Here is a 17,313-nt window from a genome sequence, read left to right as displayed (position 1 = left end):
CCGTCATCCTGACCCAGGAGCGGCTGCTGCGCCGCGACATGGGGGTGGGGGAGCTGCTCAGCATGGTTCAGGCCGGCCTGAGCCACACCCTCGGACGCATCGAGTTCGAAGATCTCATCGGTAAGGCCGCCGCGGCGCTGACCGGGCGACTGCTCGACGACCTGGAGGAGATCGGCGAGCGGCTGTTCGTGCAGCGGATCGAGTCGCGGATCTACCCCGAGATGCGCGAGCTGGTGCGGGCCCACGTGGCCCGCGGCCACACCGTGGTGCTCAGCTCGTCGGCGCTGACCATCCAGGTCAACCCGGTGGCGCGTTTCCTCGGGATCTCCAACATGCTCACCAACAAGTTCGAGACCAACGAAGACGGGATGCTCACCGGCGGCGTGCAGAAGCCGATCCTGTGGGGTCCGGGCAAAGCCGCTGCCGTGCAACGGTTTGCCGCCGAGAACGGCATCGACCTCAAGGACAGCTACTTCTACGCCGACGGTGACGAGGATGTCGCCCTCATGTACTTGGTCGGCAATCCGCGGCCCACCAACCCCGAGGGGAAGATGGCCGCCGTCGCCAAGCGCCGCGGCTGGCCGATCCTGAGATTCGACAGTCGGGGCCGGCTGGGCCTGCGGCGGCAGTTGCGAACGCTCGCGGGCCTGGGTTCGATGTTCCCGGTCGCCGCCGGTGCGGTGGGCATCGGTGTGCTGACCCGCAGCCGGCGGCGCGGCGCGAACTTCTTCACCTCCACCTTTTCCCAGTTGTCGCTGGCGATCGCCGGGGTGCGGCTCAACGTCATCGGCGAGGAGAATCTGACCGCGCAGCGCCCGGCGGTCTTTATCTTCAACCACCGCAACCAGGTTGACCCCGTCATTTCCGGTGCACTGATTCGCGACAATTGGGTTGCCGTGGCCAAGAAGGAACTGGAAAAAGACCCGATTATGGGCACGCTCGGCAAGTTACTGGACGGGGTGTTCATCGACCGCGACGATCCGGTCGCCGCGGTGGAGACGATGCACACCGTCGAAGCGCGAGCCAAGAACGGACTTTCTATTCTGATGGCTCCCGAAGGCACCCGCCTGGACACCACTGAAGTCGGACCGTTCAAGAAGGGGCCGTTCCGTCTCGCGATGGCGGCGGGGATCCCGATCGTGCCCATCGTCATTCGTAATGCGGAGATTGTCGCCGCTCGAAATTCCAATACGATTAATCCGGGCACCGTTGACGTCGCGGTGTTTCCACCGATTCCGGTCCAGGACTGGACACTTGATACCCTGCCGGAGCACATCGCCGAGGTGCGGCAGCTCTATCTGGACACCCTGGCCAACTGGCCGGTCGACGAACTGCCCGACGTCGGCCTGTACGCCGAGAAGAAAGCGGCGAAAAAAGCCAAGACCACCGCGAAGAAGGCGGCGCCCAAGAAGGCGGCGACCAAGGCCCCGGCGAAGTCCGCCGCGAAGAAGGCCGCGCACAGGGCTAAGCCGGCCAAAGCGAATCCGAACGCGTCCGAGGTGGCCCTCAAAGACGGTGAGGCGCAACAGCCCAGCGGGCAGGGAATCGTCAGCGGCGATCCGCCGAGTTCGCCGCCGAGAGGACGGCCGTGACCAGACCGGCCGCGGATATCAGCGGGGTCCTCGCTGCGCAAGACTCGCTGATATTGGCGTCCATGGCCTCCCCGGTCGAGCGGGAGCTGGTCATGGCATGGATGGGCCAGCAGCGTGCCCGCAGCCCCGAGGCGACGTTCGAGGTAGTGGCGCTGCCGAAACGCAATGCGCCGCCGACGGCGCTTGCCGAGCTGGTTGAGCGGCTCGAGTCCGAATCCAATGACGACCGTTCGGTCGTGCCGGTGCGGGTGTTCTGGCTGCCGCCCGCCAATCGCGGCCGAGTCGCCAAGCTCGCCGGGCTGCTCCCCGGCCAGGATCCCTACCACCCCAACCCACGTCAGCAACGGCGCATCATCCGCAACGATCCGCTCCGCGCGCGGGTGGTGGCCGGCGAGCCGGCAAAGGTCTCCGAATTGCGCCAGCAGTGGCGCGACACCACCGTTGGCGAGGACAAGCACGACTTCGCGCACTTCGTCACTCGCCGCGCCATCTTGGCGATGGAACGCGCCGAGTACCGAATCCTGGGCCCGCAGTACAAGTCGCCGCGGCTGGTGAAGCCAGAGATCTTGGCGTCCACGCGTTTTCGCGCCGGCCTGAAAAAGATCCCGGGCGCCACCGTCGAGGAAGCCGGCAAGATGCTCGACGAACTCGCCACCGGGTGGAGCCGGGTGTCCGTCGACCTGGTCGGCGTCCTCGGCAGGGCGCTCAGCCGCGGATTCGATCCGGAGATCGACTACGACGAGTACCAGGTGGCGGCCATGCGCGCCGCGCTGGAAGCCCACCCGGCGGTGCTGCTGTTTTCGCACCGGTCCTACATCGACGGCGCGGTGGTGCCGGTGGCGATGCAGGAGAACCGGCTACCGCCGGTGCACGTGTTCGCCGGTATCAACCTCTCGTTCGGGGTGATGGGACCGCTGCTGCGCCGCTCCGGCACCATCTTCATCCGCCGCAACATCGGCGGCAACCCGCTCTACAAGTACGTCCTACGCGAATACGTCGGCTACATCATCGAGAAGCGGTTCAACCTGAGCTGGTCGATCGAAGGGACCCGCTCGCGTACCGGAAAGATGTTGCCGCCCAAGCTGGGTCTGCTCTCCTATGTCGCCGACGCGTACCTGGACGGCCGCAGCGAAGACATCCTGCTGCAGCCGGTGTCGATCGGCTTCGATCAGCTGCACGAAACCGCCGAGTACGCCGCCTACGCCCGCGGCGGCGAGAAGACACCGGAGGGCGTCGTCTGGCTCTACAACTTCATCAAGGCGCAGGGCGAACGCAACTACGGCAAGATCTACGTCCGTTTCCCCGAAGCGGTCTCGATGCGGCAGTACCTCGGTCCGGCGCGGGGGGCGCCCGCGCAGGATGAGGATGCCAAACGGCTTGCGCTGCAGAAGATGTCGTTTGAGGTCGCGTGGCGGATTTTGCAGGCGACGCCGGTGACGGCGACGGGTTTGGTGTGTGCGTTGCTGCTGACCACCCGCGGCGCGGCGTTGACGCTCGGTCAGCTGCACCACACCCTGCAGGACTCCCTGGATTATCTCGAGCGCAAGCAAACCCCGATGTCGGCGAGTGCCTTGCGGCTGCGCCGGCGCGACGGGGTGCTCGCCGCCGTCGACACGTTGTCCCACGGACACCCGATCACCCGCGTCGACGGCGGCCGGGAGCCGGTGTGGCGCATTGCGCCCGAGCAGCAACACGCCGCGGCGTTCTACCGGAACTCGTTGATCCACGCCTTCTTAGAGACCTCGATCGTCGAGCTCGCGCTGGCGCACGCCCGGCGCGTCAAGGATCCTCAAGGCGACCGCGTCGCGGCGTTCTGGGCCCAGGCGATGCGGTTGCGGGATCTGCTGAAATTTGATTTCTATTTCGCCGACTCGGCGGCGTTCCGGGCAAACATCGCCGAAGAGATGGCATGGCACGACGACTGGGAAGGCCACGTCACCGCCGGCGGCGACGAGATCGACGCGATGCTGTTCGCCAAGCGTCCCTGCATGACCGACGCCATGTTGCGGGTGTTCTTCGAGGCGTACGAGATCGTCGCCGACGTGTTGCGCGACGCGCCGGCGGACGTCGGAGCCAAGGAGCTGACGGAACTGGCGCTCGGGGTGGGCCGGCAGTACGTGGCACAGACCAGGGTCCGTAGCAGCGAATCGGTATCGACGCTGCTGTTCGCCACCGCGTATCAGGTTGTCGTCGACCAGGGTCTGATCGCACCCGCCGCCGACCTCGCCGAAAGGCGGACCGCGTTCCGGCAGGAGTTGCGCGACATCCTCGAGGATTCCGATTATGTCGCGCGGATCGCCCGCCAACAGTTCGTCGCCCGCGAACTCAGGGCGCGCCGGGAGCGGCCGGACAGCCAAGCTCCCTAGTCGGGAAGCGCCCAATACCCTGGTTGCATGACGGTTGACCGGCCGGTAGCCACACGCCGCGCGTGGGTGTGGCCGCCGCTGATCGGCGTCGCGGTGTTGGCGGGCTGCACGGCCGCCGGCATCGGGGCGCTGTCGCTGGCCGGCGCGCTGACCGCGACGGGCTTGCCCGACCCGGGCCCGGCAACCACGCTGGGGCTGCCGTTCGTCCGGGCGGCGGGGGAGATCGCCGCGGTGCTGGCCGTCGGGTCGTTTCTGTTCGCGGCGTTTCTGGTGCCGCCGCAAAAGAGCGGCGTCCTCGACGCCGGCGGATACCGGGCGCTTCGCCTCGGGACGGTCGCGTCGGGCGCGTGGGCGGTGTGCGCCGCGCTGCTGGTTCCGCTGACCATCTCTGACGTGTCCGGTCATCCCGTGGTTGACCTCGAACCGGGGACGATCTGGTCGATGGCCGGGATGATCAACACCGCCTCCGCCTGGCGCTGGACCGCGATCCTGGCCGCGGTGCTCACCCTGGCGAGCCTGTCGGTGCTGCGCTGGTCGTGGACGCCGCTGCTGGTCGCCGGATCGTTGCTGACGCTGATCCCGCTCGGGCTGACCGGTCATTCGTCGGCCGGCGGTTCGCATGACCTGGCCACCAACAGCCTGCTGATCCACCTCGTCGCCGCCAGTCTGTGGGCCGGGGGCCTGCTCGCGTTGCTTGCCCACGCGCTGCGCAACGGCGACCACGTCGACCTGGCGGCACGGCGTTTCTCGATGATTGCGCTGTGGTGCTGGGTGGCGATGGCGCTGAGTGGGTTGGTGAACGCCCTCGTGCGCGTGCTGCCGTCCGAGCTGCTGACGACCGATTACGGGCGGCTGATCGTCGCCAAATTCGTCGCGCTGTGCGCGCTGGGCGGCCTCGGCTGGCGCCAGCGGCGCTCCGGCGTGGCTGCGCTGCAAGCCGATCCGATTCCGTCCCGAGCGCGCACAGTGCTGATCAGGCTGGCGCTGATCGAGGCCGCGGTGTTCGGCCTCACCTTCGGCATCGCCGTCGGGCTGGGCCGCACCGCGCCGCCACCACCCCCGGCCCGGCTGCCCACGATCCCCGAAGCCGAGATCGGCTACGACTTCGACGGCCCTCCCACGGCGGTGCGCATCCTGATCGACTGGCGCTTCGACCTGATCTTCGGCACCGCCGCGATCGTCCTCGCCGCGCTGTATGTGGCGGCGGTGGCGCGGCTGCGCCGCCGCGGCGATCACTGGCCGCCGGGGCGGACCCTGGCCTGGCTGCTGGGCTGCCTGGCGTTGCTGTTCGTGACGTCGTCGGGCGTCGGTCGCTACATGCCGGCGATGTTCAGCATGCACATGGTCGCCCACATGGGCCTCTCGATGCTGGTCCCGATCCTGCTGGTGCTGGGCGCCCCGGTCAGCCTGGCGTTGCGGGCGCTGCCCGCCGCCGGCCGCGATGATCCGCCGGGCATGCGGGAGTGGCTGCTGGCCGCGTTGCACAGCCGCCTGTCGCGGTTCCTCACCAACCCCGTGGTCGCGACCGTGCTGTTCGTCGCCGGGTTCTACGGGCTGTATCTTTCGAACCTTTTTGACACCACGGTGAGCAGTCACGCCGGCCATCTGGCGATGAACGTGCACTTTTTGCTCAGCGGCTACCTGTTCTACTGGGTCGTTATCGGGGTGGACCCGACGCCGCGTCCCATCCCGCCGCTGGCCAAGGTCGGCGTGGTGTTCGCGTCGTTGCCGCTGCACGCCTTCTTCGGGGTCGTCCTGATGGGCACCCGGAAGGTACTCGGCGCCGACTACTACCGATCGCTGGGTTTCAGCTGGCACACCGACCTGCTGGGTGATCAGCGATTGGGCGGTGGGATCGCCTGGGCGGCGGGGGAAGTGCCCCTGGTGATCGTGATGATCGCGCTGCTCATGCAGTGGGCGCGCAGCGATAAGCGCACCGCCCGGCGGCTGGACCGGGCCGCCGAGCTGGACGATGGCGCCGAGCTGGCCGCCTACAACGCGATGCTCGCCGAACTGGCGCGGCGCGAAATGCCGGGCCGTAGTGGGAGTCCGCGAGCGTAACGCCACCGCGATATCCTCGGCGAATTTTCGCAGCGACGTTACGCCCGCGGGCCCTGGCGCTATCCACAGTCGCGGCTCTGTCCACAGCCTTCGATCCTCGCGACCAAGTCCGGTTCGGCTTGTCGGTGACCTGGCGCTGAATGGGCACCAGACATGAGCGCTACCCGCGAATGAAAGGAAATTGAGTCAATGTTCGAAACACCGCTTACGGTCGTCGGCCACATCGTCAACAACCCCGAACGTCGCCAGGTCGGCACCCAGGAGGTCATCAAGTTTCGCGTCGCCAGCAATTCCCGGCGACGCACGGCCGACGGCGGCTGGGAGCCGGGTAACTCGCTGTTCATCAACGTCAATTGCTGGGGCAAGCTAGTCACCGGAGTGGGCGCCGCATTGGGCAAGGGCGCACCGGTGATCGTCGTGGGCCATGTCTATACGAGCGAGTACGAAGACCGCGACGGTAACCGCCGTTCATCGCTCGAGATGCGCGCGACCTCCGTCGGGCCGGATGTGTCCCGCGCGATCGTGCGCATCGAGAGGCCGGGCTATACCGGTCCGACTACCGGCGACGCCACCACACCCCGGGCGGATGCGGCCGACGCCGCTGGTGAGGATACCGATGCCCATGACAGCGTCGAGTCTGACGACGCAGCAGCGCTGCCGCTGTCGGCTTAGCTGCGGGATCGGGGCCGCCACGCAGTGCCTAGGATGGTGCGCGAGATTGTTCTCAAAAACCAGAAAGGCAAAACCGCGGCATGGCTGAGTTCATCTACACGATGAAAAAGGTCCGCAAGGCGCACGGCGACAAGGTGATCCTGGACGACGTCACGTTGAGCTTCTTCCCGGGCGCCAAAATCGGTGTCGTCGGCCCCAACGGCGCCGGCAAGTCGAGCGTCTTGCGGATCATGGCCGGCCTGGACAAGCCCAACAACGGTGACGCGTTCCTGGCCACCGATGCCAGCGTCGGCATCCTGCAGCAGGAGCCGCCGCTGAACGAGGAGAAGACGGTCCGCGGCAACGTGGAAGAGGGCCTGGGCGAGATCAAGGTCAAGCTCGACCGCTTCAACGAGGTCGCCGAACTGATGGCCACCGACTACTCCGACGAGCTGATGGAGGAGATGGGCCGGCTGCAAGAGGACCTTGACCACGCCGACGCGTGGGACCTCGACTCCCAGCTGGAGCAGGCGATGGACGCGCTGCGCTGCCCGCCGCCCGACGAGCCGGTCACGAACCTGTCCGGCGGTGAACGGCGCCGCGTAGCGCTGTGCAAGCTGCTGCTGTCCAAACCGGACCTGCTGCTGCTCGACGATCCGACCAACCACCTGGACGCCGAAAGCGTGCAGTGGCTGGAACAACACCTGGGCGCCTACCCCGGGGCGATCCTGGCGGTGACCCACGACCGGTACTTCCTGGACAACGTCGCCGAATGGATCCTCGAGCTCGACCGTGGCCGCGCCTACCCCTACGAGGGCAACTATTCGACCTACCTGGAGAAAAAGGCCGAGCGGTTGTCGGTGCAGGGACGCAAGGACGCCAAGCTGCACAAGCGACTGACCGAGGAGCTGGCCTGGGTGCGGTCCGGGGCCAAGGCTCGGCAAGCCAAAAGCAAGGCGCGCCTGCAGCGCTACGAAGAGATGGCCGCCGAGGCGGAGAAGACTCGCAAGCTCGATTTCGAGGAGATCCAGATCCCGGTGGGGCCGCGCCTGGGCAACGTCGTCGTCGAGGTCGACCACCTCGACAAGGGCTACGACGGGCGCACCCTGATCAAGGACCTGTCGTTCACGCTGCCGCGCAACGGCATCGTCGGGGTCATCGGTCCCAACGGGGTCGGCAAGACGACGCTGTTCAAAACCATCGTGGGCCTCGAGCAACCGGACAGCGGCACGGTCAAGGTCGGGGAGACCGTCAAGCTGTGCTACGTCGACCAGACCCGCGCCGGCATCGATCCCAAGAAGACGGTGTGGGAAGTGGTTTCGGACGGGCTGGACCACATTCAGGTCGGACAGACCGAGGTGCCGTCCCGGGCCTACGTGTCGGCGTTCGGTTTCAAGGGCCCCGACCAGCAGAAGCCGGCCGGGGTGCTCTCCGGTGGCGAGCGCAACAGGCTCAACCTCGCGCTGACGCTCAAACAGGGCGGCAACCTGATCCTGCTGGACGAGCCGACCAACGACCTCGACATCGAGACGCTGAGTTCGCTGGAGAACGCCCTCGAGCAATTCCCCGGCTGCGCGGTGGTGATTTCGCACGACCGCTGGTTCCTCGACCGCACCTGCACGCACATCCTGTCGTGGGAGGGCGACGAGGACAACGAGGCCAAGTGGTTCTGGTTCGAGGGCAATTTCGGCGCCTATGAGGAGAACAAGGTCGAACGGCTCGGCGCGGAAGCCGCCAGGCCGCACAGAGTGACCCACCGCAAGTTGACGCGCGACTAATGTCAGGGCTGCACCGCTGAGAAGTGGGGCGATCGGGCGCAAAGTGGCATCCGTCGCGAGTTGGGAGCAATCGGCATGACGATCGATCCCGGTGCTAGGCAGGATCTCAAGCCGTGGACCACGTTCACCAAGAGTGACGACATTCCCGAATGGATCGCGAACGCCTACATCGAGAGCTATCGCGGTCCACGCGGCGACGAACCGGGCGCCGCGGAACCCGGTCCCGTCGACCCCGCGGTCCTGGTCACCCCCGCCATGCTGCGCGCCCACTATCGGCTCGGCGAGTACCGCCCCGAACGCAAAAGCTGCGTCTGTGTCCACGCGGCGGACGATCCCGACGGATTCGGGCCCGCGCTGCAGGTCGTCACCGATCACGGCAGCATGCTGCTGGACTCCGTCACGGTGCTGTTGCACCGCCTCGGCGTCGCCTACGCCGGCATCATGACCCCGGTGTTCGACGTGCACCGCAGCGCAACGGGGGCCCTGCTCAGCATCGAGCCGAAAGCGCCGGGCACTTCGCAGTACGACGGCGAGGCCTGGATATACGTCCCGCTGTCGCCGTCCGTCGACAGCAAGGGGCTCGCCGAGGTCGAACGGTTGCTGCCCAAGGTCCTGAGCGACGTCGAGCAAGTCGCGACCGACGCGGCGGCCATGATCACCACCCTGGGCGATATGGCCGAGGCCGTCCGAACCAACTCCGGCGGACAATTTTCGGCGCCGGACCGCGAGGGTGTCGCGGAGCTGCTGCGCTGGCTGGGCGACGGAAACCTCCTGCTGCTGGGTTATCAACGTTGCCGGGTACACGACAACGTGGTTTCCGGCGACGGCTCGATCGGCCTCGGTGTCCTGCGCACGCGCACCGGTTCGCGCCCGCGGTTGACCGACGACGACCATTTGCTGGTCTTGGCCCAGTCCGTCGTCGGCAGCTACCTGCGCTACGGCGCTTACCCGTACGCGATCGCGGTTCGCGAGTACGGCCGCTACGCCCAGGGCGGCAGCGGCGTCGTTGAGCACCGCTTTGTCGGACTCTTCACGGTTGCCGCCATGAATGCGGACGTCCTGGAAATCCCGATGATCTCGAGCCGGGTCCGCGACGCGCTCGCGATGGCCGACGGCGACCCCATCCACCCCGGCCAGTTGCTGCTCGACGTCATCCAGACCGTCCCACGCTCGGAGCTGTTCACGCTCAGCGCCGAACGACTCCTGGCGATGGCCAAAGCGGTGGTGGACCTGGGATCCCAGCGGCGCGCCTTGTTGTTCCTGCGCGCCGACCGCCTCCAGTACTTCGTCTCGTGCCTGGTCTATGTGCCCCGCGATCGCTACACCACAGCGGTGCGCCTGCAGATCGAGGACATCCTGGTCCGCGAATTCGGCGGGACACGACTGGAATTCACCGCACGCGTCAGCGAATCGCCCTGGGCGCTAATGCATTTCATGGTCCGGCTGCCCGAAAATACCGCGCCCGTCGACGTCTCGGAAGCCAACCGGATCCGGATCCAGGTGCTGCTGAGCGAGGCCGCGCGAACCTGGGGGGACCGCCTGATCGCCGCCGCGGTGATGGGCTCGGTCGAGCACGCCGATGCCGAGCATTACGCCACCGCCTTCCCCGAGGTCTACAAACAGGCCGTCACACCCGAGGACGCCATCGAGCATATCGCCATCATCAAAGAGCTGTCCGATGATTCGGTCAAGCTGGTGTTCTCCGAGCGCGGGGAGGACGGGGCCGCCCAGCTGACCTGGTTTGTGGGTGGTCACACCGCCTCGTTGAGCCAGCTGCTGCCGATGCTGCAGAGCATGGGCGTGGTCGTGCTCGAGGAGCGGCCGTTCACCGTCACCCGGGAGGACGGGCTGGCGGTGTGGATCTACCAGTTCAAGATCCAGCCGCATCCGACGATCCCGCTGGCGACGACGGAGGCCGAACGGGACTCCACCGCAGAGCGATTCGCCGACGCGGTCAGCGCCATCTGGCAGGGACGCGTGGAGATCGACCGGTTCAACGAACTGGTGATGCGCGCGCGGCTGACCTGGCAGCAGGTCGTGCTGTTGCGCGCCTACGCGAAGTACCTGCGGCAGGCGGGCTTTCCGTACAGCCAGTCCCACATCGAATCGGTGCTCAGCGAGCATCCCTCCACCGTGCGGTCGCTGGTCACCCTGTTCGAAGCGCTCTTCGATCCGAGGGCTTCGGGGTCGCCGACCAGTCGCGATGCGCAAGCGGCCGCCGCCGCCGTGGCCGCGGACATCGACGCGGTCGTGGGCCTGGACACCGACCGCATCCTGCGCGCGTTCGCGTCGCTGGTGCAGGCCACGTTGCGGACCAACTACTTCGTGACTCGCGAGGGTTCCGCTCGCGCCAGGAACGTGCTCGCACTGAAACTTGATGCGCAGCTTGTCGACGAGCTTCCGCTGCCGCGCCCCAAGTACGAGATCTTCGTGTACTCGCCCCGTGTGGAGGGCGTGCACCTGCGGTTCGGCCCGGTGGCGCGCGGGGGCCTGCGCTGGTCCGATCGCCGCGACGACTTCCGCACCGAGATCCTGGGCTTGGTCAAGGCGCAGGCGGTGAAGAACGCCGTCATCGTGCCGGTCGGGGCCAAGGGCGGATTCGTCGTCAAGCGGCCGCCGCTGCCTTCCGGTGACGCCGCCGCCGACCGCGACGCCAGCCGCGCCGAGGGCGTCGCCTGTTATCAGCTGTTCATCTCCGGCCTGCTCGACGTCACCGACAACGTCGACCACGCAACGAAAAAGGTCAGCCCGCCGCCCGAGGTGATACGGCGGGACGGCGACGACGCCTACCTGGTGGTGGCCGCGGACAAAGGCACCGCCACGTTCTCCGACATCGCCAACGACGTCGCGAAGTCCTACGGGTTCTGGCTGGGTGACGCGTTCGCATCCGGCGGGTCGGTGGGCTATGACCACAAGGCCATGGGCATCACCGCCAAGGGTGCCTGGGAGGCGGTCAAACGCCATTTCCGGGAGATGGGGGTCGACACCCAGACCGAGGACTTCACCGTCGTCGGCGTCGGTGACATGAGCGGGGATGTATTCGGTAACGGCATGCTGCTGAGCGAGCACATCAGGCTGCTCGCCGCCTTCGATCACCGGCACATCTTCCTGGACCCGGACCCCGATGCGGCGGCGTCGTGGCGGGAACGGCGGCGGATGTTCGACCTGCCGCGGTCCAGCTGGGACGACTACGACAAGTCGTTGATCAGCGAGGGCGGTGGGGTGTACGACCGCGACCAGAAGACCATCCCGATCAGCCCGCAGGTCCGCGAGGCGCTCGGCATCGGCGGCTTGGAAGAAGGCCTGGAAGAAGTGGTCACCGAAATGTCCCCGCCCAACCTGATCAAGGCGATCCTGCAGGCGCCCGTCGACCTGTTGTTCAACGGCGGCATCGGCACCTACATCAAGGCCGAATCCGAGTCCGACGCCGACGTCGGCGATCGCGCCAACGATCCGGTACGCGTGAACGCGAACCAGGTGCGCGCCAAGGTGATTGGTGAGGGAGGCAATCTGGGCGTGACCGCGCGGGGCCGCGTCGAGTTCGATCTGGCGGGCGGGCGGATCAATACCGACGCGATGGACAACTCCGCCGGCGTGGACTGTTCCGACCACGAGGTCAACATCAAGATCCTGATCGACTCGCTGGTCACCGCGGGCAAGGTCAAGGCCGGCGAGCGCAAGGAGCTGCTGGAGTCGATGACCGACGAGGTCGCGCGACTGGTGCTCCTCGACAACGAGGACCAGAACGACTTGATCGGCACCAGCCGCGCCAACGCGGCCAGCCTGCTGCCCGTGCACGCGATGCAAATCAAGTACCTCGAAGAACGCGGCATCAACCGCGAGCTGGAGGCGCTCCCGTCGGAGAAGGAGATTCACCGGCGGATCGACGTCGGCATCGGGCTCACCTCTCCGGAGCTATGCACCCTGATGGCCCACGTCAAGCTGTCCCTCAAAGAGGAGATGCTGACCACCGAACTGCCCGAGCAGGACGTCTTCGCGTCCAGGCTGCCGCAGTACTTCCCGGCGCCGCTGCGCGAGCGGTTCACTCCGGAGATCCGCACCCACCAACTGCGCCGGGAGATCGTCACCACCATGCTGGTCAACGACCTGGTGGACGCCGCGGGCATCAGCTACGCGTTCCGGATCACCGAAGACGTCGGTGTCGGGCCGATCGACGCGGTGCGCACCTACGTCGCCACCGACGCCATCTTCGGGGTGAGTGAGATCTGGCGACAGATCCGCGCGGCGGGCGTGCCCGTCGCGCTGTCGGACCGGCTGACGTTGGACACCCGACGGCTGATCGACCGCGCCGGACGCTGGCTGCTCAACTACCGTCCGCAGCCGCTGGCCGTCGGCGCCGAGATCAACCGGTTCGCCGCGAAGGTCAAGGAGATGACGCCCCGGATGTCGGAGTGGCTGCGCGGCGACGACAAGGCCATCGTGGAAAAGGAAGCCGCGGAATTCGCGGCGCAGGGCGCTCCGGAGGACTTGGCCTACATGGTGGCCGCCGGCCTGTACCGTTACAGCCTGCTCGACATCATCGACGTCGCCGACATCACCGAAATGGACCCCGCCGAAGTCGCGGACACCTATTTCGCGCTGATGGACCGGCTGGGCACCGACAGCCTGCTGACGGCGGTTTCGGAGCTGCCCAGGCACGACCGCTGGCAGTCGTTGGCGCGCTTGGCGATTCGTGACGATATCTATGCGTCGCTTCGATCGCTGTGCTTCGACGTGTTGGCCGTCGGCGAGCCCGACGAAAGCGGCGAAGAGAAAATCGGCGAGTGGGAACACCTCAGCGCATCACGGGTGGAGCGGGCCCGTCGCACGCTGAGCGAGATCCAGGAAAGCGGGGCAAAGGACCTCGCGACGCTGTCGGTGGCCGCGCGGCAGATCCGGCGCATGACCCGCACCAGCGGAAGAGGATCGTCGAGTTGAGCGTTGGCTTCGTCGCCCCGGTGCCCGTGCGCTGGTCGGACATCGACGTGTACCAGCACGTCAACCACGCCACCATGGTCACCATCCTCGAAGAGGCGCGGGTGCAGTTCCTCAAGGAACCATTCGCCGCCGACGTTACGACCATCGGGTTGCTGATCGCCGACGTGCGCGTCACCTACAAGAGTCAGCTGCGCCTGGCCGATTCGCCTCTGCAGGTGACCATGTGGACCAAACGGCAGCGGACGGTCGACTTCACGCTTGGCTATGAGGTGCGCTCGGTCAACGCCGATCCCGCTTCGAAGCCGGCCGTCATCGCCGAGACGCAGCTGGCCGCCGTCCACATCGAGGAGCAGCGGCTGGCGCGACTCTCACCCCACCATCGGGAGTATTTGCAACTGTGGCTCAGGGAATAAGCGGGACAGCCGAGCGCGGGCTCTGGCTCAGTGACGGCGCCCACCGCGGGGATCTGGCCACGTTCGTCGATCACGCGATGCGCCTCGACGACGCCGCGGTCATCCGGCTGCGGGGTCGATCTGCCGGGCTGCTGACGGCTTGGGTGGCAACGGGTTTCGACGTGCTGGCCAGCCGGGTGGTCGTCGGCAGGGTGCGACCCGACGATCTGTCCGTCGCGGCGGACGCGCTGGCGCGCGGCCTGTCGGCGATGGACGCCTCGGGCTACGTCGATCCCGGCTTCGCGATGGACTCCGCGTGGCGGGGGGCCTTACCCCCCGAATCCGGCTTCACCCACCTCGAAGACGTGCCCGCCCGGGTGATGCTGGACCTGGCGCAACGCGGCGCGCGACTCGCCAAGGAGCACGGCAGTTCCCATGGTCCGCCGGTGTCGCTGCTCGACCAGGAGGTCATTCGGGTCAGCTCGGCCGACGTCAGTGTGGGGCTCCCCATGCGCTGCGTGTTCGCTTTGACCGCAATGGGTTTCCTGCCTCAGTCGCCCGATGCCATCGGCGCCGACGAGATGGTCCGGGTCCGGGTAGTGCCGTCCTGGCTGCGCGTCGACGCCAAGTTCGGCTCGGTCTACCGGCGCCGTGCACACGCGGCGCTGGTGCTGCGTTGACTGCTTGAGGCGCTCAGACCAGCCAGGCCGCCGCGTCCGGTGGAAGCTTGCCGTCGACCAACGGCGCGCTGGCCAAGATCACGTCGCCGGGCGGCAAAGCCATCGGCAGACGGCCGGCGTTCAGCGCACACACCAGTGCGCCACCATTGCGCTCGAAGATCAGGAACTCGCGGTCGGCGGCCAGCCATTCGAGCTCGCCGCCATCGAATTCGCCTCTTTCCCTGCGTAATTGGAGAGCCCGCCGGTAGAAGGACAGCGTCGATTCGGGATCGTCGCGCTGCTTTTCGACGGTCAGCTCCGCCCAGTCCGCCGGCATCGGTAACCAGGTGTCGGCTGACGTGGAGAAGCCGAACGGGGGGGCGTCACCCGACCACGGAATCGGGACCCGGCACTTGTCGCGGCCGCGTTCGGTATGCCCGGATCGTTCCCATGTCGGGTCCTGGAGCGCCTCGTCGGGCAGGTCCAGGACGTCGGGCAGGCCCAGCTCCTCGCCGTTGTAGATGAACACCGCGCCCGGCAGGGCGAGCATCACCATCGCCATCGCCCGCGCCCGGCGCAGCCCGACCTCGCCGCCGCCGTACCGGGTGACCTCCCGGCCCACGTCGTGGTTGGAGAGCGTCCAGGTCGGGGTGGCGTTTTCGATCGCGATGGCCTCCAGCGAATTCTGGATCGCGTGGTGGATTTCGCCGGCGTCGAAGTCGATCTTCGTCAGCCGGAAATTGAAGCCGAGATGCAGTTCGTCGGGCCGCAGATATTGTGCCCAGAGGAGGTTGTCCGTCACCCACACCTCGCCGATGGTCACCGCCCCGGAATAGTCGTCGACGATCTTTCGGATGCCGCGGTGGATCTCGTGCACGCTCGGGTGGTTGAAACGCGGGTCGTCGTCGCTGTGACTCAACACCTTGACGTCGTCCTTCGCGTCGGGCAGGTCGGCCGGCTTGGCCATCCCGTGCGCCACGTCGATGCGGAAGCCGTCCACGCCGCGTTCCAGCCAGAAGCGCAGCGTCTTTTCGAAGTCGTCGAAGACGTCCGGGTGCTCCCAGTTCAAATCGGGCTGCTCGGCATCGAAGAGGTGCAGATACCACTGGCCGGGATTGCCGTCCGGTTCGACCACCCGGGTCCAGGCCGACCCCCCGAACACCGATGTCCAGTTGTTCGGCGGCAGCGCCCCGTCGGGGCCGCGGCCGTCGCGAAAGAAGTAGCGTTCCCGCGTGTCGGCGCCCGGGCCGGCGGCCAGCGCGGCCTGAAACCATGGGTGCGCCGAACTGCTGTGGTTGGGCACCACGTCCATGGTGATCTTGATGCCCCGCTCGTGGGCCGCCGGGATCAGCCGCTCGATCGCGGCCATCCCGCCGAACAGCGGGTCGATGTCGCGCGGATCGGCGACGTCATAGCCATGGTCGGCCATCGGGGAAACGGTGACCGGGTTGAGCCAAATCGCGTCGATACCCAGCTCCGTCAGGTAATCCAAGCGGGCCGTCAACCCGTCCAGATCGCCGACGCCGTCGCCGTCGGTGTCGGCGAACGACCGCGGATACACCTGATAAAAGACCGCGCTTAACCACCACGGGTCGGGGCTCATGCTGCTCCGTTCAGTTACTGGGCCTCAGAACGATGAATTGACCAGAGAGTGCGCGGCCATTTCCAGGTATTCAAGCAACTCGCGGCGGTGCTCGTCGTCGAGAGTCTGCGAGTCGATGGAGGCGACAGCGGTGTGCATGCAACGCAACCAGGCATCGCGCTCGATCGGTGTGATCCGGAATGGGGCGTGGCGCATCCGCAGCCGCGGATGCCCGCGCCGGTCGGAGTAGGTTCGCGGCCCGCCCCAGTACTGCTCGAGGAACATCCGCAACCGCTCTTCGGCGCCCGCCAGGTCGTCCGCGGGATAAACCTGACTGAGAATCTCGTCCTCCGGGACCTGCGCATAAAAGCGCGACACGATCGCATTGAAGGTCTCGGCACCGCCGACAGCGTCGTAAAAGCTCACCTGACTCATCGCCTCCATTGTGGTGCATCGCCTGGACAGCAACGCGGGACGGGCCTAGGCCGTCCCTTGGTATTCATCGGTTCGACACGGCGCGCACCTGCAATGAGGGTGCGTTTGGCGGCGAATCATGGTGGACTATCCGCGGAGGATTTATGGCGCATGGCAAGAGGCGCCGCAGTCACCGCAGTTCCGGTGCCGCGGCGGGGTTAACGGGGCCCGCATCCGCGTCACCCCTGCATAGCGTCGACACGCGCCCGCCCAACCGCCACGAGAGTGCCTCGATCTGGAGCCGCCGGCGGGTTCTCCTGCTGAATTCCACTTACGAGCCGCTGACCGCGCTGCCGATGCGGCGGGCCATCGTCATGGTGATCTGCGGCAAGGCCGACGTGGTGCACGACGACCCGGCCGGGCCGATCATCCACTCCGCGACCAGGTCGATCGTGGTGCCCTCGGTGATCCAGCTGCGGTCCTACGTGCGGGTTCCGTACCGGGCCCGCGTGCCGATGACCCGCGCGGCCCTGATGCACCGCGACCGGTTCTGCTGTGCCTACTGCGGGGCCAAGGCCGACACCGTCGACCACGTGGTGCCGCGCAGCCGCGGCGGCGACCACTCGTGGGAGAACTGCGTGGCGTGCTGTTCGACCTGCAACCATCGCAAGGGCGACAAGCTGCTCACCGAGCTCGGCTGGGCCCTGCGCCGGGCGCCCCTGCCGCCGACGGGACAGCACTGGCGACTGCTGTCGACGGTCAAGGAACTCGACCCGTCCTGGGCTCGGTACCTCGGCGAAGGCGCGGCCTGAACAATCCCGTGTCCAAGTGTGCGGGTGCATCACCCGGTGGGATACGGTTTGCGTCGTGAGCGTTGCAG

Annotated in this window: 11 protein-coding genes; 9 read left to right on the top strand and 2 right to left on the bottom strand. The window is 67.1% G+C overall.

All coding sequences use genetic code 11. From position 1 onward, the window contains the following. The 8 genes from JWP83_RS15130 to JWP83_RS15095 form a co-directional block, all read left to right on the top strand. On the top strand, nt 1-1,592 hold a 1,592-nt coding region (locus JWP83_RS15130; protein WP_297731271.1), incomplete at its 5' end, for an HAD-IB family hydrolase/lysophospholipid acyltransferase family protein. Further along, nucleotides 1,589-3,958 (top strand): glycerol-3-phosphate 1-O-acyltransferase, encoded by a 2,370-nt coding sequence (locus JWP83_RS15125; RefSeq protein ID WP_297731269.1) that lies wholly within the window; start codon nt 1,589-1,591, stop codon nt 3,956-3,958. The genes JWP83_RS15130 and JWP83_RS15125, both read left to right, overlap by 4 nt. A 27-nt stretch (nt 3,959-3,985) precedes the next feature. Then, nucleotides 3,986-6,019, top strand: coding sequence for a cytochrome c oxidase assembly protein (locus JWP83_RS15120; protein WP_297731267.1), 2,034 nt, complete (start codon nt 3,986-3,988; stop codon nt 6,017-6,019). A gap of 189 nt (nt 6,020-6,208) precedes the next feature. Beyond that, nucleotides 6,209-6,691 (top strand): single-stranded DNA-binding protein, encoded by a 483-nt coding sequence (locus JWP83_RS15115; protein WP_297731264.1) that lies wholly within the window; start codon nt 6,209-6,211, stop codon nt 6,689-6,691. An 80-nt stretch (nt 6,692-6,771) separates the two neighbouring features. Continuing rightward, a complete protein-coding gene (ettA, locus tag JWP83_RS15110) occupies nt 6,772-8,448 on the top strand; it encodes an energy-dependent translational throttle protein EttA (protein WP_297731262.1) in 1,677 nt (558 codons plus the stop codon). A 75-nt stretch (nt 8,449-8,523) separates the two neighbouring features. Then, complete coding sequence (locus JWP83_RS15105) at nt 8,524-13,386, top strand: NAD-glutamate dehydrogenase (RefSeq protein WP_297731260.1); 4,863 nt, start codon at nt 8,524-8,526, stop codon at nt 13,384-13,386. Further along, entirely contained in the window at nt 13,383-13,799 is a 417-nt protein-coding gene (locus JWP83_RS15100) for a thioesterase family protein (RefSeq protein WP_297731258.1), read from the top strand. Before JWP83_RS15105 ends, JWP83_RS15100 begins: the two co-directional genes overlap by 4 nt. Further along, complete coding sequence (locus tag JWP83_RS15095) at nt 13,796-14,458, top strand: hypothetical protein (protein ID WP_297731278.1); 663 nt, start codon at nt 13,796-13,798, stop codon at nt 14,456-14,458. The genes JWP83_RS15100 and JWP83_RS15095 overlap by 4 nt, the downstream gene beginning before the upstream one ends. A 13-nt stretch (nt 14,459-14,471) precedes the next feature. Here JWP83_RS15095 and JWP83_RS15090 read toward each other — a convergent pair whose 3' ends face one another. Further along, nucleotides 14,472-16,040, bottom strand: coding sequence for a glycoside hydrolase family 13 protein (locus tag JWP83_RS15090; protein ID WP_297731256.1), 1,569 nt, complete (start codon nt 16,038-16,040; stop codon nt 14,472-14,474). Between the two features lie 24 nt (nt 16,041-16,064). Then, nucleotides 16,065-16,454 carry a globin gene (locus JWP83_RS15085; RefSeq protein WP_297731254.1) on the bottom strand — a complete coding sequence of 130 codons (390 nt, stop codon included), beginning with the start codon at nt 16,452-16,454 and terminating at the stop codon, nt 16,065-16,067. Between the two features lie 143 nt (nt 16,455-16,597). Here JWP83_RS15085 and JWP83_RS15080 point away from each other — a divergent pair, with 143 nt between their 5' ends. Next, nucleotides 16,598-17,245, top strand: a complete 648-nt coding sequence (locus tag JWP83_RS15080) for an HNH endonuclease (protein WP_297731252.1) — start codon at nt 16,598-16,600, stop codon at nt 17,243-17,245. Nucleotides 17,246-17,313: the final 68 nt, after the last annotated feature.

Origin of the sequence: Mycobacterium sp. (assembly GCF_025965855.1) — a bacterium.
Taxonomy (GTDB): domain Bacteria; phylum Actinomycetota; class Actinomycetes; order Mycobacteriales; family Mycobacteriaceae; genus Mycobacterium.
This window is presented reverse-complemented; position numbering and strand designations above follow the sequence as displayed.